At 52.4% G+C, this 22,437-nt stretch carries 18 protein-coding genes; 5 read left to right on the forward strand and 13 right to left on the reverse strand.

What is annotated here, in order from left to right:
• The first annotated feature begins 358 nt into the window (after window positions 1–358).
• From HCG48_RS12075 to HCG48_RS12090, 4 genes are all read left to right on the forward strand, one after another.
• On the forward strand, window positions 359–1,798 hold the full coding sequence (locus HCG48_RS12075) for a methyl-accepting chemotaxis protein (RefSeq protein ID WP_168569380.1): 1,440 nt from the start codon (window positions 359–361) through the stop codon (window positions 1,796–1,798).
• A 103-nt stretch (window positions 1,799–1,901) separates the two neighbouring features.
• The gene (locus tag HCG48_RS12080) at window positions 1,902–3,323 is read left to right on the forward strand and encodes a HAMP domain-containing methyl-accepting chemotaxis protein (RefSeq protein ID WP_168569381.1); all 1,422 of its coding nucleotides are present in this window, start codon (window positions 1,902–1,904) and stop codon (window positions 3,321–3,323) included.
• A 56-nt stretch (window positions 3,324–3,379) separates the two neighbouring features.
• Window positions 3,380–5,698 (forward strand): pentapeptide repeat-containing protein, encoded by a 2,319-nt coding sequence (locus HCG48_RS12085; RefSeq protein WP_168569382.1) that lies wholly within the window; start codon window positions 3,380–3,382, stop codon window positions 5,696–5,698.
• A gap of 85 nt (window positions 5,699–5,783) precedes the next feature.
• Window positions 5,784–6,299: a hypothetical protein gene (locus tag HCG48_RS12090; RefSeq protein WP_168569383.1), complete on the forward strand. Its 516-nt coding sequence runs from the start codon at window positions 5,784–5,786 to the stop codon at window positions 6,297–6,299.
• A gap of 309 nt (window positions 6,300–6,608) precedes the next feature.
• On the opposite strand, the gene HCG48_RS12095 is transcribed toward HCG48_RS12090, so the two are convergent.
• From HCG48_RS12095 to HCG48_RS12145, 11 genes are all read right to left on the reverse strand, one after another.
• Window positions 6,609–7,268: a Uma2 family endonuclease gene (locus tag HCG48_RS12095; RefSeq protein WP_168569384.1), complete on the reverse strand. Its 660-nt coding sequence runs from the start codon at window positions 7,266–7,268 to the stop codon at window positions 6,609–6,611.
• A 406-nt stretch (window positions 7,269–7,674) separates the two neighbouring features.
• Window positions 7,675–8,331, reverse strand: a complete 657-nt coding sequence (locus tag HCG48_RS12100; protein ID WP_168569385.1) for a DUF1295 domain-containing protein — start codon at window positions 8,329–8,331, stop codon at window positions 7,675–7,677.
• A 47-nt stretch (window positions 8,332–8,378) separates the two neighbouring features.
• A complete protein-coding gene (locus HCG48_RS12105; protein ID WP_168569386.1) occupies window positions 8,379–9,152 on the reverse strand; it encodes an SDR family oxidoreductase in 774 nt (257 codons plus the stop codon).
• A 12-nt stretch (window positions 9,153–9,164) separates the two neighbouring features.
• A complete protein-coding gene (locus HCG48_RS12110) occupies window positions 9,165–9,770 on the reverse strand; it encodes a 4Fe-4S single cluster domain-containing protein (protein WP_168569387.1) in 606 nt (201 codons plus the stop codon).
• A 79-nt stretch (window positions 9,771–9,849) separates the two neighbouring features.
• Complete coding sequence (locus HCG48_RS12115) at window positions 9,850–12,978, reverse strand: type I restriction endonuclease subunit R (RefSeq protein WP_168569388.1); 3,129 nt, start codon at window positions 12,976–12,978, stop codon at window positions 9,850–9,852.
• Window positions 12,979–13,287: 309 nt separating this feature from the next.
• On the reverse strand, window positions 13,288–13,497 hold the full coding sequence (locus tag HCG48_RS12120) for a DUF4926 domain-containing protein (RefSeq protein WP_168569389.1): 210 nt from the start codon (window positions 13,495–13,497) through the stop codon (window positions 13,288–13,290).
• Between the two features lie 18 nt (window positions 13,498–13,515).
• Window positions 13,516–13,848, reverse strand: coding sequence for a DUF6883 domain-containing protein (locus tag HCG48_RS12125; RefSeq protein ID WP_168569390.1), 333 nt, complete (start codon window positions 13,846–13,848; stop codon window positions 13,516–13,518).
• On the reverse strand, window positions 13,845–15,164 hold the full coding sequence (locus HCG48_RS26020; protein ID WP_168569391.1) for a restriction endonuclease subunit S: 1,320 nt from the start codon (window positions 15,162–15,164) through the stop codon (window positions 13,845–13,847). The genes HCG48_RS12125 and HCG48_RS26020 overlap by 4 nt, the downstream gene beginning before the upstream one ends.
• 95 nt (window positions 15,165–15,259) lie before the next feature.
• Window positions 15,260–15,706 carry a type II toxin-antitoxin system VapC family toxin gene (locus HCG48_RS12135; protein ID WP_168569392.1) on the reverse strand — a complete coding sequence of 149 codons (447 nt, stop codon included), beginning with the start codon at window positions 15,704–15,706 and terminating at the stop codon, window positions 15,260–15,262.
• Window positions 15,703–15,954, reverse strand: a complete 252-nt coding sequence (locus tag HCG48_RS12140; protein WP_168569393.1) for a hypothetical protein — start codon at window positions 15,952–15,954, stop codon at window positions 15,703–15,705. Before HCG48_RS12140 ends, HCG48_RS12135 begins: the two co-directional genes overlap by 4 nt.
• Window positions 15,951–17,546 carry a class I SAM-dependent DNA methyltransferase gene (locus HCG48_RS12145; protein ID WP_168569394.1) on the reverse strand — a complete coding sequence of 532 codons (1,596 nt, stop codon included), beginning with the start codon at window positions 17,544–17,546 and terminating at the stop codon, window positions 15,951–15,953. Before HCG48_RS12145 ends, HCG48_RS12140 begins: the two co-directional genes overlap by 4 nt.
• Before the next feature lie 507 nt (window positions 17,547–18,053).
• Between HCG48_RS12145 and tsaB the strand changes: the two genes are divergently transcribed.
• Entirely contained in the window at window positions 18,054–18,728 is a 675-nt protein-coding gene (tsaB, locus tag HCG48_RS12150; RefSeq protein WP_168569395.1) for a tRNA (adenosine(37)-N6)-threonylcarbamoyltransferase complex dimerization subunit type 1 TsaB, read from the forward strand.
• A 70-nt stretch (window positions 18,729–18,798) separates the two neighbouring features.
• On the opposite strand, the gene HCG48_RS12155 is transcribed toward tsaB, so the two are convergent.
• Window positions 18,799–20,388 carry a hypothetical protein gene (locus tag HCG48_RS12155; protein ID WP_168569396.1) on the reverse strand — a complete coding sequence of 530 codons (1,590 nt, stop codon included), beginning with the start codon at window positions 20,386–20,388 and terminating at the stop codon, window positions 18,799–18,801.
• A complete protein-coding gene (locus HCG48_RS12160) occupies window positions 20,385–22,373 on the reverse strand; it encodes a serine/threonine-protein kinase (protein WP_168569397.1) in 1,989 nt (662 codons plus the stop codon). Before HCG48_RS12160 ends, HCG48_RS12155 begins: the two co-directional genes overlap by 4 nt.
• Between the last annotated feature and the right edge of the window lie 64 nt (window positions 22,374–22,437).

Here is a 22,437-nt window from a genome sequence, read left to right on the forward strand (position 1 = left end):
TTCCCGAGTCGATCCGAGCGATTCTCCTCCGGAGAGCCTAGGTAAACGGATCGAGAATACCGGATACAAAAACAGGGAATCTAGCCGTTAGAAATCCTCCCCATTGAATTGACTTTTTCTTTATACGCAGTCAAATCTTCCCGAGTCAAATGTGTTAAACTCCATTCATTTAAGATATTTTCAGACCGGATCGAAGATCGAAGAGATGAAGAAAAACATACATTAGTTTTAAAGACGGCAATGTTTACAGGATCTGGGGACTCGATCGTAGTCCGATCGCGCGATCGAGCATAGATGTATTCCAACCGGGTTTAACAGGGTTTAATCGTCAAATTCATAGAGTAACGAGTAGGGATTGATGCTCAATTTAAAATTGAAAGGGCAAATTTTATCGGGATATGCAATTCCCATTTTGTTATTGAGCGCGATCGCGCCTCTAGTATTTGTCAATGCTCGCAATGTCAACCAACTGACCGACGCGATCGAGATCTCTCATGGGGTATCGGACTCGATGTCGGAAGCCACCCTCAATGCAATCCGAATGGAGCGATCGTTACGCGGTTATTTGGTCAATCAGAAGCCGCGCCATCGAGAAGGATTTGAAATCGGACTGAGCAGTTACAACCAAACGGTAAGAAACCTCGAAAATCAGATCGAAGCGCTTCGAGATCCCGAACAGAAACAGCGTTTTCAACGGTTCGTACAACTCGGCGAACAACTTGCAGCGACTCAGAACCAAATGCTCGCTTTGGTTCAAAATGACAATTTAAACGCCGCTTTACAAGCATTTGCGACGGACGAAAGTAGCGAAATTATTCGCAAGATGCAAGCGATTTACGACGAGTTTCTCGAACGCGAGCGCATTCGGCTCGCTCAGGGAAAAGAGCGTACCCACGACGCACTAGATTTTCTCAGTCTCCTGGCAATTTGGGGAACGCCGATCGCGATCGCGCTGTGTTTGTGGAGTGCGATTTATATTGCCGCTCGCGTGCGCGATCGCATCGAAGAGGCGGTGCGATCGATTTCCACGTCTTCTCACGAAATTGCGGCGACGGCACAACAGCAAGAGCGCAACGCCTCCCAACAATCGAGTTTCGTGCGTGAAACCACTACCTCCATGAACGAGTTGGATGCGTCCTCTAAAACCACTGCCGAACGGGCCGAAGAAGCGGCGCAAGGCGTCTTTCACATTCTCAAATTAGTCAGTGGCAAAACCCTCGACGGCGTTCGCGCCGGACTGGAGCCTGGGGATTCGTTCGATCGCGACGGCACGAATTTAGAAGGGAAAGTCAGCCAAATTGCGTTACAGATGGAGATTTTGAGGGAACAGCTCGGCCAAATCGATAAAATTGCCAATTTAGTGAGTAATTTAGCGGAACAAACGAATATGCTCGCGCTCAATGCGGCGGTGGAAGCCGTGCGCGCGGGAGAAGGAGGTAAAGGGTTTGGAATTGTAGCCAGTGAAATTCGCAAATTAGCCGATCGCTCCCGTAAATCGGCGGAGCAAATTAATACGTTAGTGCAGGATATTCAAAAAGCGACTCAAGCCACGGTGACGGCGACGAAAGAAGGGAATCAAACGGTAGAAGTCGTGGTCGGGGCGATCGATGAAATTGTCGGCAGTATTCAAGCGATTTCCGGCAATGCTCGGGAGCAGGCGATCGCCATTTCTCAAGTCGTGGAAGCCATGCACCGCTTAAATTTAGCCTCGGGAGAAACGGCCACTGGCATCGCTCAAGTACGAACGGGGACGCAACAGCTCAACACGGCTATTCTTGATTTGAAAAAGCTCGTTTAATTAGGTTTTATTTTCGATTAATTTTATTGAGTTTGAGCGATGAGTTTGAGCGATCGCAATGACCGCATTTCAATCCAGTTATTTTTTATTTGAACGATCCCTCATGTTAGTCAGAACCCAAAAATTACGAACGAAACTTTATTTCGGCTTTTTTGTAATTCCGGCAACAATTTTAGTCGGAATTAGTATTTATTCACTTTTATCTTTTTTTCGCATCGATCGCGAAGTCGGTCTCATTTACGACGATCGCATCGTTCCTTTACTCTTGCTCAAATCTGTCGAGCAAAGTTATGCGGTCGAGATTATCGATGCGGCCAATAAAGTGAATGAAGGAATCATGGGGCAGACCGAAGCTTTAGCGATTGTAGAAACTGCTCAAAATAATATTTCCGAAAAGTGGAGCGACTATACGGAGATCGAAGTAGAGGAGCGAGAACGGCAATTAATTAAAGAAGCCCGCGATCGCTTTGCGGTAGCCGACGTTCAAATCGAGCAACTAAAAGACAGTTTGAGCCGGGGCGATCGCGCTCGGATTGCCCAGTTAGACGGGGAACTATACCGGGCGATCGATCCGGTTTCCCAAACCTTGAGAGAACTCAGTGAAATTCAATTAGAAATGGCGGCGATCGAACGAAAGAAAGCAGGAAAAATCGTCAAACAAACGGTTTGGATTTACACGATTTTACTGGCGATCGCCGTCGTCGGCGCCTCTCCGTTCGGCTATGTTTTCAGTCAGTCGATCCTGTCCAAATTGCGAGAAACGGTGAATCGGGTCAGTCGCAGTTCTAGCGAGATCGCCGCCGCCGCCGAAGAACAGGAAAAAGTGGCCACCCAGCAAGCGAGTGCAGTCAATCAAACCACCAGCACCATTGAAGAGTTGAACGCTTCGTCACAACAATCGGCCCGCCAAGCTCAAGTCGCCCTCGATCGCGCCAAACAGGTTCTCATTCTGGTCGATAGTGCCAGCGTACACCACGAGGGGGTTCGAGATCGCGGCGAGGGACTGCGCCAGAAAGTCGATCGGATCGCCGAACAAACTGTCAGCTTGATGGAGCAGGTCCAAACGATCGATAAAATTGCGGATATGGTCAGCACTCTGGCCAATCAAACGAACGTCCTGGCTCTCAATGCCTCTGTAGAGGCGGTGCGCGCCGGAGGGGAGGGAAAAGGGTTTGGCGTAGTCGCCAGCGAAATCCGCAAACTCGCCGACGAAAGCCGCAAAGCTGCCGAACGGATCAATCAACTGGTCTCCGAGATCGAAAGTGCCACGGATCGGACGGTTCGCACGAGTGTGGAAGGAAAACAAACCGTCGGCATTATTGTCGAAGCTATCAATGAGATTGTGGTCAATTCCCAGCAAATTTCCCTGACTTCCAAACAGCAGGCGATCGCCCTCGATCAAGTCGTCACGGCAATGAGCAGTATCAATGCAGGGTCGAAGGAAACCGCAAGCGGGATCGCGCAAACGAAAGAAAGTACGCACAAGCTCAACGAGGCAGCGCGGACGTTAAGCTCGATGGTTTGAGAAGCCGTCCCCTGTAAGGATTCCCCGCTCCCAGTTCCCGACTCTCCCCTGGGCTATTGAGAATTTGCACCGAATTGGGCATAGTAGAGGCACTGAGCGATCGCGGACTCGACACCGGAAAGGCTCAGCGCCTCTACTATCACGGAAGATCGATCGGCGTGAAATTTATTCGTCCTCCGGGTCTCTTTCCCGACAAAAAAGCCAATCCCGAGCGATCGCAACCGACCGAGATCGAAACGAAAGGCTCGATCTGGCGCCGGGGTGCTGCCAGCGTGCTAGAAATTACCTTGCTCGTGGCCAGTGCCCTCGGCCCGTGGGGTGCGGGGGAATATCTGCGAACTCACGAGGCGGGGGGCGATCGCGTGCCGCTCCATCCGGTATTGGCCCGAGCTCAAGATGCGATCGCGCCAATTTTGGCGTTGCCGCGTCCTTGCGACGATCGCACGGGACGGTCCTGCGTGGAGCGCGTTCCCCCGGCGACGAATTTACTGTGGATGGCGGCGATCGTCGCTCCGGTGACCCTGGGAGCGTGGCAACTGTACGCTTTGGGCAAAACAGGTCAAACCTTGCCGAAACGCTGGTTTCGGGTGGAGGTGCTGGCGGTGAGCGGGCGAACGCCGGGTTTGCTCCGGGCAGTAGTGCGCGAACTGGTGGGACGTTGGGGAATGGGTGTGGGTTTGGCTTATTGTCTTTGGCGTTACGGCGGTGCGGTGCCGGATTTGACGTTACTCGGGGCGTTGGCGGCGGGGAGTTTGGCGTTAGATAGTTTAAATGCCTGTTTCGATCGCGATCGCCGGGCCTTACACGATCGGGTGGCGGGAACGTTGGCGATCGATGCGGCGTTGGAGAGTTTCTACACCAGTCCCTTACAAAACTGCACGGGAACCCAGGGCGATCCTTTGGATAGGGTAAAAATCTCTCAAGCGCACCGCTCGACCTCCATGGATAGTAAAGCTAAGATTTCCCCGGCTCTCGTCCCTCTCGAACAGGTACCCGCCGGGATACACTGGATGCGGCGCCCCCTCGGTTGGGGCCTTGCTCTCGGAATCGGGCTGAGTACCTTTCTCGTCACTTGGATGGGTACTCAGATTTACGTCGAGGGACAGCAAACGTTACGCGATCGCGCCGAACGCGAACGGGAAACCTTTCTCGCCCTCGTGGAAAAATTCGCCCCGGACGAACGCCAGGGCGCCATCCTCGCCCTCGGCAATCTCGACGCCCCCGATGCGGGGATTCAATTGCTTGCGGACTTACTCGGACTTGAAAATGATGGCGATCGCCTCGAAGCCATCCAACAAGCTCTCGTCAGTAGCGGTCCGCGCGCCCTTCCCTATCTCAAAACCGCCAACCAAGCGGTGAGAGCCGATCTCGATGCTTTGCGCTACAGCGCCGATACTGCCCAACGGCAAATGGTGGAACGGCGCTTGCAAGCGACCCAACGGGCGATCGCCAAATTGTTAAAAATTCATAGCGGCGATTTAGACGAAATCGATCTCAATCGCACCCATCTCGGACGGCTCGATACCGATGCCGCTTTTGCTCTGGTTCTCGAAAAAACGGATTTATCGGGGATTCAACTGCGCGGCGCCCGACTCGACGGCGCCAGTTTTCGCGGCAGTCTTTTTTACGGGGCCGGGAGCGATCGCCGTTTCGGTACCTTCGACGATCGCAAAGCGGATTTGACCGCCAGCACCCTCACCGATGCGGACTTGCGCGCTGCTTTTCTCTCTCAGGCGATCTTAGAAAATACCGACTTGCAACGCGCCAATCTCAGCAGCGCCAACTTATCTCAAGCGAAGCTCAACCGCGCCAATCTCAGCAGCGTGCGGGCGATCGATACGGACTTCCAACAAGCGACCCTCGCCGAAGCGACCTTTACCGGAGCCCATCTCGGCGAGGCCAATTTTGCGGGAGCTCAACTTGAGGGCGCCCGCCTCACCCGCACCGAAGCGGTGGGGTCGAACTGGCGCGCCGCCTCGGTGATGCGAACGAATTGGCAAGACGCCGATTTAACCACTGCCGATTTTACCCAAGCGAACTTACAACAAGCCAATTTCAGCAGCGCTCAACTCAACGGCGCCGACTTCACTGGGGCGAATTTGCAACAGGTGAATTTTCAACGGGCCGATTTGAGTGCGGCAGTTTTGCGCGGGGCGACTCTCGACGGCGCCGATTTTCAAGGGGTCAATTTCACTGTTTCCTCGTCGTCCGAAGAAGTGGATTTTATTAAACCTTCTTCGGAGTCCGAGGGGGTCGATTTGCTGACGGGGGTCAATTTTAATTCGGTTCGCAATTTGGACGATCGCCAGATCGAGTATATTTGTGCGCGAGGGGGGATTCACGATCTCTGTTCCCCCGGCGCCGAGTCGTGGTAGAGATGGCGGCGATCGCATAAGCTAAAATCGAGCGGATCGGTTCGATATCGATGGCGTCTATTCAGGTGTATGGAGGAGTAAGGAGATGACCCGTTTTATCAGTTTCGGTTCGGCTTTGGCGGCGATCGCCCTGGGAAGCTTTGCCAGTTTGGGGGCGATCGTCCCGCGCGCTAACGCTCAAGCGGCTTACGGCAGTTACATCGGCGTCGGCGGTTCGGTTGCGACTACGGAAAATCCGGACGGCGATCGTGAAGCCGCCGGGATTGTCGCCGCCCGTTATAAATTCTTGACTTTACCGATTTCTTTACGCGCTCAAGCTTTCTTCAACGGCGACGGCGCCGCCGTCGTTCCTACCCTGTCTTACGATATCCCGATCACCTGGCAAACGGATATCTACGTCGGTGCGGGTCCTTCTTTCGTCTTTTCTGGGGATACTCCTGTTGGCGATCGAACCAGTCTTGCCATTCAACCGGGGATCGATTTTGCCATTCCCAATACCCGTATGGTTGTCTTCGGTAACGCGATTTTTGCGTTTGACGCTTACGAAGATGAGGACGATACCGCGATCTCCGTCCAAGGCGGTCTCGGTTTGAGATTTTAGATCTAAGATCTAAGATTGTCTTCGATCGCGCGAGCCGGGAAAAAGTGGGAAAGGGGCTTGCGCGGCTGAGTTTTTCTTGTTATAATTCATATTATAATGGGAATGTGTGTATTTTTAAAATTTTTGTCAATATCTCCATTATAATATAAAAGTTTACCAGAAAAACCGCCTCGAAAGCAAGACCTTTTTAGGGTTTTTCGCGTATCTTTTTGTAAAGAAAAATAATAAGAAGTTAAACATCTCTGTGAGATGCTCAATCCGGTTGGCGATCGCCAAATTATGCTACTTTTTTGATAAAATCGCTCTCGGCTAAATGGACGAGCTAGACTGTTCTTGCCAGCGCGATCGTAACTGTCGCATTGCCTCGATTTCGTCGTCTTTAGCCGTCTCCAAAAAAGAGTAAAGCCAAGCTTTCGGAACTTGGGGAAAGGTGGGACTGCGATCGACTTCCACATACACCCCCGATTGTAGCGCGTAAATCCGCCACACCTGCCCGTCAAAGCGCCAAAATTCCGGAACTCCCAACGTCGCATAAAACTGATTTTTAGCAATATCCGTGTGAGTGATATCGACTTCAACCACCAAATCCGGTGGTGGGTCTTGGTTAAAATCGATCTGGCGTCCCTTCACTAATGGCTGATTTTGAATGTAATAAGCATTATCGGCTTCAGCACCTTTTTTGAGAAGCGGATAATTCATTGTAGTTGACCCGATGGTTTTAATCCGCAACCCCAATAACTCCACTAAAATAACGATGAACCGTCCGATTAAACACCGCGCAAATTCATGTTCTTCAAGAGGCATCGTAATTTCCAATACTCCATCATCGTAGGTCAACCGAGACCCTCTAGATAGCGGGAGCATTTCTAGCATTTGGACATAGTTATCCCAACTGATGCCACGAAAAACCACTCGTTGTTCGCCACGGGGTTTGAGGGTAGCTTGGGGTTCGGGTGCTGCAATAACCATCTTGCGAGCAATATGGTAAGAATTGGCAATGATTGGTACTTTAGGATCGATCTGAAATTCGATGCCCAAAGGATGTTAATGATTAGGTGAATTCTACGTTGATTTTACTGCGATCGCGCGAGCCGGGAAAAAGTGGGAAAGGGGCTTGCGCGGCTGAGTTTTTCTTGTTATAATCTATATTATAATGGGAATATTTGTATTTTTCAGATTTTTGTCAAGATCCCCATTATAATATAGAAGTTTACCAGAAAAACCGCCTCGAAAGCAAGCCCTTTTTAGGGTTTTTCGCGTATCTTTTTGTAAAGAAAAATAATAAAATCGAGGAAAAAGTGTTACAAAACGAGCGGCGATCGCGAAAGCGTCTCCAAAGGAGAATCGCGAAGCCTCTCCAAAAGAGGATCGCCCCTTACCAAATGCCGGGGATTAGTTTTTTACTAGACTGAACGTATTGGGGATATTCCGGGTATTTTTCCAGGCGGGACTTTTCCGTTTTACTCATCAAAGAAAGATAGAGTGCGGTGATAAACACAGGTAATCCATAAGCCCAAGGGGAACCTGCTAGGACGCTAAAACTGAGATAGCGCAATAAGTCGGCAAAATAGTTAATATGCCGAGAAAAACGCCAAGCGCCATCAGTCACTAACCCCGCGCCGTACTGTTTTGCCGTTAATTTCTGCACGTCTGCACTCGTATTAATTAACGAACCGAACGTGTAAAGAATTAAGGCGATCGCCCCGGTTAAATAGGCCAGAGGTTCGGGATTCGTAAACGCGAAATAGCCCGGCATGGCATAAAAAACGCCGACAATTAACAAACAGAGAATCACCCCGATCGCCGAAATCGGTTCGGAAAAGATCGCCTTGCGTCGTTCGGGATACAGCCACTGTTCGAGTAACCACCAGACGCAATAACCGCCATGCAAACATAAATACAGAACCTGTCGCCAGTCCTGAATCCCGAAAATCAAAGCACAAGCGATCAATAAAACCAGGGTCAGGGTTTTGGCGAGATTAATCGCCGTCAATTCCGTCATTCGAGAGGATTGTACTGCACTATCTTGCATGGCGACCTATTAAAATATTGAATATTTTCAGTTTGAATATTTCCAGTTTACCGATGTCGGTGAACGAGAGTAGCATTGGCTTGATCCACGGGAACCACCAACACCTCAGAAATGTTGACGTGAGGGGGACGAGTGGCGCAGTAGAGAACCACGTCGGCAATATCGTCGGGGGTCAAGGGGGTTAAATCTTGATAAACTGTGGTAGCGCGATCGCGATCGCCGTGGAAGCGAACGATGCTAAATTCCGTTTCCACTAACCCCGGTTCCACCTCGGTAACGCGGACGGGAGTTCCGATTAAATCTTGCTTGAGACCGTCAGAAATGGCGCGGACGGCGGCTTTCGAGGCGCAGTAGACGTTCCCCCCCGGATAGGCGGCGCGTCCGGCGATCGAGCCGATATTGATGACGTGACCGCAGGCGCGATCGACCATTCCCGGAACGATCGCCCGAGTAACGTAGAGTAATCCCTTTACATTAGCATCGATCATCTCTTCCCAATCGTCGATATTGCCTTCGTGAAGCTTGTTCAACCCGCGACTCAATCCGGCATTATTAACGAGAATATCGATCGCCGCCCAAGAATCGGGCAGATCGGATAAGGTAGAAGCCACCGAAACGCGATCGCGCACGTCTAAGGCGAGTAAATGGGTTGAAGTGCCGAATTTTTCCTCTAATTGCGCGCCAAGCTGTTCGAGGCGATCGAAGCGTCGCGCCGCTAAAATTAGCTTAGCCCCCGCTTCGGCGAAAAAATGAGCGCAAGACGCCCCAATTCCACTGCTAGCGCCAGTAATTAAAACGATTTTATCTTTAACCGAAACCATAAGTGCTGTGATTCAACAACTGCGATCGACTGCCAGCTTAAACTTATCAGAGAAGCCGTGAGGCGGTACACCCACCATCAACGCCGACTCGCCACGCAAACGCACTTCAACATCGCGACGGCGACAGTCGAACCACTGTTTTTCTGGTAGATGGCGGGAAGTCAAAAAATGCACCTGTTGGTTAGAAGACCCGCGTAAACCGCGATTGTCGTCGTATTCGGCAAGATATTGGCCGTCAATTAAAACATCGATCGCCGCGAGAAGGGTAGAAATCTGGGGATCTTGGCGCGATTTGAGCTGTTTTAAGGTAAAACCTGTAAAACAAATAATCGATAAATCCCGTCGTTGTCGCAAATAGAGACATAATTCGTTTAATGCGGCGACTTGCAACATCGGTTCCCCGCCAGAAACCGTCAGTCCGTCGAGATTGGGGGTATTTAAAATCAGGTCACCCAGTGTTTGAACTTCGACGAGATGGGCAGTTTTTTGGTCGATCCAATCGGGAGAGACGCATCCGGGACAGTTGAAGCAACATCCTTGTACCCAAATCGCAAACCGCCGTCCCGGACCGAGGGTACGAGTGGCAGGACAGAGTTCGGCGAGATTGAGTAAGGACATTGGAGAGGTTAAATTTTAGATGTTAGATTTCAGATTTTACAGTTTGAATTTTATAGAAATTTGATATCCGCTCAAATTTTCAAGCTGCCCAATTTTGACAGAGGGTTTGAGCTTGGGTGATGACAGTTTCGATCGCTTTCGGTTGTTTGTCCGGGGGATAGCCGTGCTTTCGCAGCAGCCGTTTGACAATAGCTCGCATTTTGGCGCGAACCGTTTCCCGTTCCGTCCAGTCAATCGTAACGTTTTTGCGAATCGCTTCCACGAGGTCGCGAGCGATCGCCTTGAGAGTTGCATCTCCCAGTATTTTAACCGCACTATCATTCACCTCCAGCGCGTCATAAAAAGCGAGTTCGTCTTCAGTCAAGCCCAGTTGTTCCCCCCGTTGGCTGGCTTCTCGGATTTCCCGGGCAAGGTCGATCAGTTCCTGGAGGACTTGCGCCGATTCAATCGAGCGGTTTTGGTAGCGCTTGATGGTGTTCTCCAGCATCTCCGAAAACTCCCGAGACTGCACCACGTTGCGGCGCGATCGCGACTGAATCTCATCGCTTAGCAGCTTCCTCAACACTTCCAGCGCCAAATTCCGCTGGGGGAGTCCGCGCACTTCTTCCAAAAAGCGATCGGACAGGATGGAAATTTCGGGTTTGTCGAGTCCGGCAGTGGCGAAAATATCGATAACTTGGTCGGAAGCGATCGCCCGGGTGACGATTTGCCTCACTGCTGCATCGAGTTCGGCTTTGGTTTTGCCCCCTTCGACGGTGTGTTTGGAGAGGGTCGCTTTAATCGCTTGGAAAAAACCCAGGTCTTCGCGAATGGCGATCGCTTCATCTTCAGTGGCGCATAACGCAAACGCTTTGGACAGTTCCGTAACAGTTTGAATGTAGCGCTGGATGCCGTTTTCCGCTGCGAACTCCGGGCGCAGAATCCAGTCGGTGGCGTTGTGCAAAAGGGTGAGTCGTTGGGGTGCGGTGTCCGTCTGGAAGCCGGAATAATCGAAGCCGCTAAACATCGCCGCCACGATTTCGTATTTTTCCAGCATCACGGCAACCGCTTGCTCGATGGCGATGCCGGTTTCTCCCCGATCGCCTTCGGTGTAATCTTTGAGCGCGTTTTTGAGGTCTTCGGCGATTCCCAGATAGTCTACCACCAGCCCCCCGGGTTTGGAGCCAAACACCCGGTTCACGCGAGCGATCGCCTGCATCAAATTGTGGCCGCGCATCGGTTTGTCAATATACATCGTGTGCAGGCAAGGCGCGTCAAATCCCGTCAGCCACATATCCCGGACAATCACGAGTTTGAGGGGGTCGTTGGGGTCGCGCAACCGTTTGGCGATCGCATCTCGCCCTTTCTTGGAACGAATGTGGGGTTGGAAGTTAAGCGGATCGGAGGCGCTGCCGGTCATAATCACTTTAATCGCCCCTGCCTTATCGTCCTCATCATGCCAATCCGGACGCAGGGCAACCAGTTGGTTGTAAAGCTCAACGCAGATGCGGCGGCTCATGCAGACGATCAATCCTTTGCCCTCCATCGCACTGAGGCGGTTCTCGAAGTGCTGGACGATATCTCGGGCAACTTGGGCGAGTCGTTTTTCTGCCCCTACCATCGCTTCTAACTGCGCCCACTTGCGCTTGAGTTGCTGTTTGGTGGATTGCTCCTCGCCTTCGGTGAGTTCTTCAAAGTCTGGGTCGATTGTGGGTCTCTCGCTTTCGTCTAAGTTGATTCTGGCGAGTCGGGCTTCGTAATAAATCTTAACGGTGGCTTTGTCTTCGACGGCTCGCTGAATGTCGTAGATGTCGATATAGTCGCCGAAAATCTGTTTGGTGTTTTTGTCGGTGGCTTCGATGGGAGTGCCCGTAAACCCGATGAATGAAGCGTTAGGCAGGGCATCTCGCAGGTATTTTGCGAAACCGTAGGCGGTATAGGCTCCTCGTTCGCCGGTTTCTTTGTCGGTGGTTTTGACGACGCGGGCTTTGAGGCCATATTGGGAGCGGTGGGCTTCGTCGGCGATAAAGACGATGTTGTGGCGATCGCTGAGTTGTTCGTATTCTCCCCCTGGGGTGTCTGGGGCAAATTTCTGGATGGTGGTAAAGATGACCCCGCCGGAGGCGACTTGGAGTTTAGTTTTGAGGTCTTGACGGTCTTCGGCTTGGGTGGGGGTCTGTCGCAACAGCTTGCTACATTTGGAGAAAGTGCCGAACAGTTGGTCGTCTAAGTCGTTGCGATCGGTGAGGACGACGAGGGTGGGGTTTGCCATCGCCGGATGTTGGATGATTTTTCCCGCGTAGAACGCCATTGAGAGGCTTTTCCCGGATCCTTGGGTGTGCCAGATGACCCCGACTTTGCGATCGCCTTCAGGAGAGGTGGCTTTGATGGTTTCGGCAACGGCTTTATTGACGGCATGATATTGGTGATAGGCGGCCATCTTTTTAATCGGGGTTTCGCCGTCTGTCTCGAATGCGATAAAGAAGCGGATTAAGTCTAGGAACCGGGCTTTCTCGAACGCGCCTCGAATGGTGATTTCGAGTTCGGTGAGGGTTTTGGGTGCGAGGTCATCTCCTTCGATGGTACGCCAGGGCATGAAGCGATCGCGATCTGCACTCAAGGATCCAATTCGGGTGGTTCTGCTATCGGAAATTGCCAGAACTTCGTTATAGGTAAACAGGCTGGGGATATCTTTTTTATAGGTTTGAAGCTGGTTAAAGGCTCCTTCGATATCGGCGTTTTTGTCTGCGGGATTTTTGAGTTCGATAACGGCGAGGGGGAGTCCGTTAATAAAAACGACCACATCCGGGCGGCGGTTTTGGCGTTCGATGACGGTAAATTGATTGACAACTAACCAATCGTTATTTGCGGGATTGTTCCAGTCGATGAGCCAAGCTTGGTCATCAATCGTGCGATCGTCTCGGTGGTAGGCGACGGGAACTCCTTCGATGAGCAATCGGTGGAAACGCTGGTTATTTTCGATGAGGTTTTGAGTTTCGCAGCGCACTACTTGCCGGATGACTTCATCTACGGCATCATCGGGTAACTGAGGGTTGATTTGGGCGACGGCATGACGGAGGCGATCCGTGAGGATGACTTCACCAGAGGTTTCGCGTTCGGCGTTGGGTTCCCCTGGGGCAATGTCAGGGCCATGCAGGATGGTGTAGCCCAGTTGCTCGAAGTAGTAGAGGGCTGATTCTTCAACGTCAGATTCGGCAAACTTGCTCATCAGATTTCTCCGGTTTGGAACTTCTGTTTTTTATCGAGGGTTTGCGAACGAGCGCTTTTAAATGGCTATAGCGGTTCTCGCAAAGATGTGATAATTGTTTTCAAGGAGTGCGAGCTTCTAGCTCGCTAGTTTACCAGCGAGCTAGAAGCTCGCACTCCTGGATCTATTTTTATCGATTTACCTCACCAATCTGAGAAATGCTATAAAAGTTTTAAGACTCTACCCCTTTTTGCACCGCCTCCTTGGACACTTCGGAAAAATAAGCGTTATTTTTCCACAAAATGCTGATTTTTGCAGCTTATTGATGCCTCAAACCGTTTGAGGAAGCGGTTGATAGTGAAGTTGCATCACTTGATTGATGCTTAACGTTTCTAAAGCGTAGGTTTTACCCTGAAGGTCTACGAATTCGACCTCAAATACATCGGGTTCGTAAACTTCAACAATCGTACCGACTTGGCCTTTATAAAGGTTAAATTTAGGTAAATCTTCCGTTAGGGCAACGACATCTAAAAGTTTCATCCGGTGTTCTCCTGGGGATTAGGTAATGTAACAGGTGATGAGCCGTGAGAAGTCTTCATTCTGCCTAATAATCCAAACACTTCTGATGATGGCACTTCTACTTTCCCGCGTCATTTCAAAGTCAATCTGGTATTTCTGCCCGTAACTATTGCGATTAGTTGGGATAGCGTCTTCAGTTTTGAGAGCTTGGCGCAGAGCGACCCGTAGTTCTTCAGCTTCTTCTAGCCCAATGCCTAGCGCAGATTGAAACACAATGGCTTTGTGCTGACCTTCCGAGTGATTTGGATTGAGTGAATAGCCCTCCAATTTTTCAAACGGAATCAGTGCTAGATCGGGATTCGGTAGTTTCACGTCACCTCCTCAAGGACTTTTTCGGCATCTTTGATGCGGATTTCGCCAGATAAAAGTTTGGGGAGGAGGGTGTCACGAGTTAAGGCCATAATTCTTGATTCATAGTTACTTTGAAAAATTTTGTTTCGGATAGACCCTACTTGCAACTCAAACTTATCCAGAATTGCTGGCAAAGGAATAAGAATTTGAGCATCCGAAAATCTATCCGGTCGTACTGCGGGATAAGCACTACCATCAGCATTGAATGTCAAATAGTCTACAAATTCATCTGTTGTAACCCACGCATAAAGATATGATGGAGGAATTGCTTTAGGTGAAAGAACAACAAATCCAGTTGAAACTACCAAATTCTCTGGGGGAGTATGAATAAATAAGTAAGATCTGCGATTTGGCCTTACTCCAGACCAAATTGTGTCACCATGCCGAACAAGCCTTTTTGCTCGACTTGGAGCATCAGATAACTGATAAGCTGTCGTTTTTTCAAGACGACCTGTTGTAACAGAAGAAATATCGACATACTGAATTACTTGATGCGAATAATTCTTGGTAACACTACGTGGGTTTACCTTAACTACTTGCTTTAAAGTTTCAACTTTCCACCCCTTCGGAATCTTACCCAGTGGCGAATCCTCAAAATCATCGGGAAACAGCGCCGCCGTTTCTGCATCCATGCCTGCGGGTTGTCGTCCGTCCATCTTGGCGCGAACGGGGTCGAAGTCGATAAACCAGGATTTGAAGATGGCACGGGCGATGCCCTCCAGCGTCCGGTTCATCTGCTGGTTCAGTTCGATTTTGTCGTCCAGGGTGCCGAGAATATGCGCGATCGCTTTTTGCTCAGATATAGAAGGAAAACTAATTAAAGTCGATTTAAGAACTTCTGTATTTATTCTACCTGTTCCATGAGAGGCTGAATCGACTAACCCCATTAAATAAGGCTTAAACGCTAAAAGCCAATATACTAAAAAGCTTTTGTCAATTATAGATTCATCAGGAATAATGGCTTTAATATCTTGATTAAATGCCATGTCTTGCATAACGATAGAAATTGGTACATCTTTATGAAGAGTCATGCCTCTAACTAGAATTAATATAGACCCTTTTGGTGCTATTCGGGTTCCATTACTAGCACCTTTAGAAGTAATACGATCTTGAGTCTCATACAAACGAAAAGTTTTTAAATCTTTGGCACTAGCCCAACAAATATTTCCATTCCAATAATCAGGATTTCGTTTTGAAGGCGTTCCACCTGACAGCATTAATACACATTCATCTAAAGTTTTTTCTGTCCATTTGTTTTTAATACTAGAAGTAGTCATACCCCAACCCCCGCAAATTCTCTCGAATCACCTTCTCTAACCGTGCCGACTCTTTAAACTGCGCGTCCAACTTCTTCGTCACCGCCTGCATTTACTCACACCTCTAACTCACTTACTAACAAAATCTTTAACTCGGCTATGCGCTTTAGTTGAGCATCATTCGTCAGAAATGCCTGACAACCAGCATCTAATGCCGCTGCAATCTGAAAAGCATCTGGTAGTTGCAGACGATACCTTACCCGAATATCAGCAGCAGTTCTAGCAATCTCTGACGTGATGTTGACAAAATCAGCCGTGTCTTGACCCGTGATAATGTCAATAAACAATTGCTGCTGAGACAAATTACTGTCTCGAAGCGGTAAAATTAAGCATTCAGCCAGTGTCACGGGAGAAGTAACCACACGAATCTGAGCCGATTTAATCCAATCAAATATTCCGTCCATAATAGCGGAGTAACCCGGATTCATATCGACGTAATAGATAACAGGAGCAGAATCTAGAAACAGTCGATTGACCGATTGAAACGCTTCTTCAATCTTCATGACCCCTCAAAAAGTCGTTTCTCCCGTTCATCCCACTCCTTCCGTAACTCATTGACCCACTCCTGAGCATCCTGCCCATTTAACAAATTGGGAGCAATGCCACGCAGTTCTTGCCAGCTTCGTTTAGGGTTGTGCTGGGTTAACGTCCGCCGCTTCAGTTGTTCTGTAGCGTGGCTAATCACCTCTAACTGTTCCTCAATTGTAAGCTGCTCAATGTCCTGCAACACCTGCTTTAGCAATGGACTCATAGCCCCAACCTCCTCAAATTTTCCCGAATCGCTGCTTCTAGTTTGGCGCTTTCCTCAAACTGGCTGTACAACTTCTTAGTCAACCGTTCCATCTTCTCCTCAAACGGCTCATCGTCATCCTCCAATTCCTCCGCCCCCACATAGCGCCCTGGGGTCAACACATAACCATGAGAGGCGATTTCCTCCAGCGTCGCACTCTTGCAAAATCCCGGCACGTCCTCATACTCATCTGCCCCCGGTTCCCCGCGCCATGCCTGATAGGTTCCCGCAATCCGGGCTAACTCTTCATCGGTCAGTTCTCGGTGCGTCCGGTCAATCAACACCCCCAACTTCCGGGCATCAATAAACAAGGTCTCGCCTTTGCGGTTGCGACAGGATTTATGACCGGCAGTGGGTTTGCCTGACTTATCCCGCGCCACAAACCACAGACACGCTGGAATCTGGGTAGTGTAGAACAACTGTCCTGGTAAGGCAATCATGCAATCCACCAAATCCGAAGCGATTAGCGCCTTGCGAATCTCGCCTTCCCCAGACTGGTTAGAACTCATCGAACCATTCGCCAACACAAAACCAGCCATCCCGTTCGGTGCGAGGTGGTGGATGATGTGCTGGATCCAAGCGTAGTTGGCGTTTCCCTTCGGTGGCGTCCCGTACTGCCAGCGCACGTCTTCTGCCAGCTTCTCGTTCCACCAATCGCTGATGTTAAATGGAGGATTTGCCAGAATGTAATCTGCCTTCAAGTCTTTGTGCAAATCGTTGGTGAAACTATCCGCCTGTCTATCGCCGATGTTGCCATCTATCCCGCGAATGGCAAGGTTCATCAAGCACAGCCGCCGCGTCGTCGGGTTGGACTCCTGACCGTAAATGGCAATATCGCCTTTGCGTCCCCCGTGCGCTTCCACGAATTTCTCAGACTGCACGAACATCCCACCGGAACCGCAGCAGGGGTCATAGATTCGGCCTTTGTAGGGTTGAATCATTTCGACCAACAGCCTAACCACAGACTGCGGCGTGTAAAATTCACCGCCTCCCTTGCCTTCCTTCTCGGCAAACTGTCCCAGAAAATACTCGTAAACTCGCCCCAAAATATCCTTGGAACGGTTCTCGGCATCGCCCAATCCGATGGTGCTAATCAGGTCGATGAGTTCTCCCAGACGTTGTTTATCCAAGTCGGGGCGATTGTAGTTGCTGGGTAAAACGCCTTTGAGTCGGGAGTTTTCTTTCTCGATCGCCGCCATCGCTTCATCAATGCGCTTGCCGATATCCGGTTGCTTGGCGCTGGCTTGAATTGCCGACCACCGCGCCTCTTTCGGCACCCAGAACATATTTTCGCCAAGGTACTCATCCCGGTCTTCCGGGTCGGTGTAGTCCGTTTCCTGCCTCGCCGCGAGGTTATCGTAGAGTTCCTGGAAGGCATCGGAAATGTACTTGAGGAAAATCAGCCCCAAAGTGACGTGCTTGTATTCGGCAGCATCCATGTGGCCGCGCATCTTATCCGCAGCCGCCCACAAGGTTTGCTCGAAACCGAGATTGGCTCCATTGCCATTCTGCGTGTCGGTGGATTTAGTTTTAGTTTTCTTAGACCGGGGCATTCAATAACCTAATGACAAATTGAACTAATGAGAGATCCGGGGGCGCTCTCACAGTATTATCTCGTTCCCTACCGTCACTTTCAACTGGGGTGAGTTATGCGGTTGGAGAATCACGGGATTGATGGATTCGGAGTTTCGATCGGCCAAGATTGACCGAACGCAGCGATCGCGCGACAGCTTACAATAAAAGCGCGTTGATTGTTACCGTCAGCATCCCGCTCTAAAGAGACGGGGCTTCGTGCCTCTCCTTTAGTAGGGGCGTTTCGCGAAACGCCCCTACCCGTTTCGCGAAACGCCCCTACCCGTTTCGCGAAACGCCCCTACCCAACCTAAGCCCTTTGAGGGCTACGTCATCGGTAAGCGTTAAAGCTCCTACCTGGGGATACGTCGCCAGTCCCCTGCTCTAGAACCAAACCGTTAAACCGTCATACGAGGGGTAAGACAGTGCGGTTTGGAAAGTACCGACCGATAACATTGGCGAGCTTCCAAACGTATCGAAGATTTTCCGTGACTTTGACTTCCCCACAGTTTGCCCTTTCCCTTCATACCAGCAGCCCCGAACTCGGTCTGGCGATCGCCGACGCATCCGGACAGACGCGCTGTCAAACCTGGGATCTCGGTCGAGATCTCTCAGTTCGGCTTCATTCCAAGTTAGTCGAATTTATCCGACCGCAAACTTGGCAAGATTTACAATATCTCGCCGTCGCTAAAGGTCCGGGAAGCTTTACCGGAACGCGCATTGGTGTAGTGACGGCGCGAACCTTAGCCCAACAACTCGATATCCCCTTATTTGCCGTATCGACCCTGGAGGCGATCGCCTGGGATCTCCTGACGCCGAAATCCGGTCTGGACGCCTCGGAAACCGCGAAGGATCTCCCCAGGAGAATCGCGGTTCAAATGCGCGCCCAACGGGGTCAACTCTACGTCGCCCTCTACCTCTCTCCGGCGTCCCCCGATCTCGCTCTAAGCGCCGAACTGCCCGATACGGTCATGTCTCCCGAAGAGTGGGACCGTTACCTCGATCGCCTCCCCCATCCGTACCGACGGGCGATCGCCCCGGACGCCCTAGGATCCACTGCTAGCGCGATCTTGGGCGTAGCCCGCCAACAATGGCAAGGGGGACAGCGCCCCCACTGGTCGGCGGCTTTACCCTTTTACGGACAGCATCCGGTGGATGGATAAGCGACTCTCTTCCGATCCGGGGAAAGCGCGTAAACGGGGTTTGGACTCGACCGAACGCCCTGGGAGAGAATCAGGGCAAAAATTCCAGAACGAAACGCAATTCGAGAGAACTCGATTCCCGGCGTCGGTCCGTTCGGTGCAGGTAGACGGGACAGCGAACGAGTGCAAATAAAGCCCGTTCGAGCACGGTCATCTGTAGCGATCGCGCGCGCAGCCGGGCGATCGCCCGCGACAGCAACACCTCCGTTAAAATCGGCTGACGGCACCAGTCGCACTCGGGAGCGCAAATCACCGATTTGGGAGCCACGCGATTCTCGTGGCCGGATCCCGTGCGAACGGTGTTTCCCACCGCTTCCCCCGTCGCCAAATCCAGCTCCCAAGAAGAACTCGGCACCTCGATCCGCAGCAGACCGACCAATCGCAAAGTACCCCCTTGCCACGATCGCTCCGGTTGCAAAACCCGCCCTTGAACTCCCGCGAGCAATTGCATGATTTCATAAGCTCCGGCGAGGCACTGCCAAAACAGGCGCCGCACGAAATCGTCCAGAGAAATCGGCTGCCCTTTCGACACCGAAAAGGCTCCGGGCAATTGATTTTCGCTACAGTCTGCCAGTTGGGAGGCGATCGCGACGACCTGACACAGGGGCGAATCCGGGGACGGATCGAAAGAGTTGCCGTCCGTCGTAGCGTTCTGTGCGAGTTGGCGCAGTAAGGGCGCGAACTGTTGCAAAGTCGCTTGTCGGAGAGGGCGGTGGGTGTCGATCTGCTCTGGAGATACAGGGGCGATCGCCAGTTCGTGCAGGAGAGACGGGCGCTCGTCGTTTTCTGCCGCCGGATCGTGAGAGATAAACTCCACTTGTAAGTAAAGTCGAACCTGTCCGGAGTGCCACCGTCCGCCGGGTGCGAACAGTTCCACCGAGGTCGGCTCGAACCAGGGAGCCAGTTCGGGCGCGTGGGAGACGATCGCCCGCCGGAGGCGATCGAGTAGGTCGCCGACGGCGAACGGACGGTATCCGCCTCCCATTCCCTCGGAGTATAAAGTCGCGCTCAAATCCGACAGAGTACAAGGAGTGGTTTGAGAGGCAAAAGGGCGATCGCCCGTCAGGTCGAAATAACACGCCCCCGCCTCGGTGCGAACTTCCAAACCCACCACCACCTGGGCGGTGCCGACCGCTTCCCGGCGCGGATCCGCCGCCAGACGGGCCCGAACGCCGCCCAACCAAGCCAGCAGGGGTTCCGCACTGCCCAAGACGAGCCACAACAAGCGCGAAAGCAAGTCATGGAGGGCGATCGGGCCGGGGGCGATCGTAGGGGGGGTTCGCGAACCGTCCCTACGGTCAACGGTAAGGGAAGGCTCGGGGCGAACGAACGGGGCGGTTTTGAGGGCTTCTAAAACGTCATAAGCTTCTTCGAGGGCGTAAGGGGCTAAATTTTCCGGCGTCGGCGGCACATCCGAGGGCCATCCCCGTGCGGGCGATCGCACCTGAGCCACCCAATCGGTCAGACCGTGCATCCGTTCGACAACGATGTCGGGAACGGAACTCGCCCCGGTTGGCAGCGTTTCGTTCGCCCGAGGGTCGAGCTTGAGAATCGCCTGACCGATAGCTGCCAGATCGGGACGAGAATCGGTCCAATTCAACGGAGTTTGCGCTTCGCTCATTCGATATTGCTCAAACGGGTTTGGAAAAAAGAAAGCTCGGCGCCGGAAGGGGTCGGGGTCGAAAGGACGAAGCCGCGATCGCCCCAAGGCGCCATTCGTACCCGCGACCGTTCGCACGGCGTCGCGGTCGGAAGTTCCCAGGAGCATTGTCGGTGCAAATGGCCGCAATCGTCGAGCCAACCGAGAGCGAAGCGACGCCGGAGGCGTTTGTCGCCGCCCTCCCCTAGAGCCACCACCGTGCCCCCCGGCACCCCGATCGCCGCGAGGGGCTGTTCGCACAGGGGCAGGATTTCGAGTTGGGGGGGCATCAGTTGCAGCCGCCACGCAGTCGCCGGATGGGAACTCAAGCCGAGTAAGGTGCGTTCGCCGCCGAACAGAGAACGGGCGGCCCCTCGGTCTTGGCAGTCGGGTTCCCCCGTCAGCCATAAACTCTCGAAAGCGAGGGGAACGCGGAAACTGCCGAGGAGTTTGGCACTGCGGCTGTAGAGCTGGAAAACCGTTTGGGACGCCTCCGGGGTCGATTTGCACCAGACCAAGAGCCAGTGACGGCGATCGAGGGCGAGGATCTGCGGTAATTTTTGAGTCGGCAGTGGGGTCTGATGTTGGGGAACCAGGGGCTGATGAGACCCGGTTAAAGCGGCGACGGAATAAAAGTTGAGGGTTCCGCCAATGACGATCGCCAGGGTCTGGCCCGTGGGGTCGGCAGCCATCCGAAAATCGCGATCGCCGTCGAGCAGAACGTCGAGCAGATCGCGATCGCGATCGAACCAGCTCAATTGCCCTCCGGTGGCGATCGCGCAACCGCCGGGAAGCGGACATAAACCCGTAATCGGACGGTTCCCTTTGAGGGTATCGATCTCCCCTTCGAGGTTCCACACGCAGAAGCGATCGCCCGCCGCACCGTAGAGAAAGCCTTCGCCACCGACCAGGTAACTGGGGGCAAAGATCGCCTGTTGGTGGCCGACCCGTTCGACAATTACCGTCGGCTCGGAGCTTGGAGGGTCTCCCTCCGTCTCCCGTTCCGATAGGGGTAAGCGGCGATCGCCCCACTGGGCCACGGTCGGATCCCCTTGGCAACGGGCGATCGCCTCGGCCATCTCGGCGGCGCTGTGGTAGCGGCGGGCGGGCAGTTTGGCGAGGGCTTTGCGCACGACAGTTTCGAGGGGTTTCGGGATAGAGGTGGCGATCTCCAGGGGGCGGTTTAAATGGGCCCACATCAACTGACCCGGCGAACCGCCGAAGGGACGGCAACCAAACAATAATTCAAACAGTAAAACCCCCACGGAATAAATATCCGCCGCCGGGGCGTACAGGCCCAAAAAGCCCTCGGGAGCGGTATAGGCGGGGGCGCCGATCGCGTCGGCGGTTTCGTCGTTGGCACTTTTAGCTCGGCTCAGTTCCGACAGGCGGCGGGCAATCCCGAAATCGGACAGTTTCGGTTTCCATCCGTGGGGGGACAGGGAGAGTAGGATATTTTCCGGTTTGAGGTCGCAGTGGACGATCCCGCGACGGTGGGCTAAATCCAAGCCGTCGAGTACGGCGCGGATCGCATCGAGTCCTTCGGCGAGGGTCAAGCTGCGATCTCGCTGTAGCAGGTTGCGTAAGGTGCCGCCTTCGCAATAGTCCATGACTAAATAGCGGGCGGTCGGGGTGTTTTCTAAAGCGCGACAGGTGACGATATGCGGGTGTTGCAACGTGAGGAGGAACCCGAGTTCTCGTAAAAATTGGCTAGTCGAAAGCCGTCGGTGGGTGAGTTCTTTGAGGGCGACCAGTCGCCCAGTTTTGCGCTCGATCGCACAAAAAACCGTACCGAATTGACCGGAGCCAACTCGTTCTAAAATGCGGTATTTGGGAAGTTGGCGTTGCAGGGGTTGTAAAGCGGCGCGCGATCGGTCGGGAATTTTGGCGTTCATCGAAGGACTCGGCATTAACAGGGGAATTGGGGATAGGCGGGGAAGAACGATCCGGCGAGTTCCCCCTTCCATGCTAAATCCCCCGGCGACGGCTGGGGATGTTGTGGGGCGATCCTTGTTGCTCCTTAAGGGATAC

The sequence above is a fragment of the Oxynema aestuarii AP17 genome (genome assembly GCF_012295525.1).
GTDB lineage: Bacteria > Cyanobacteriota > Cyanobacteriia > Cyanobacteriales > Laspinemataceae > Oxynema > Oxynema aestuarii.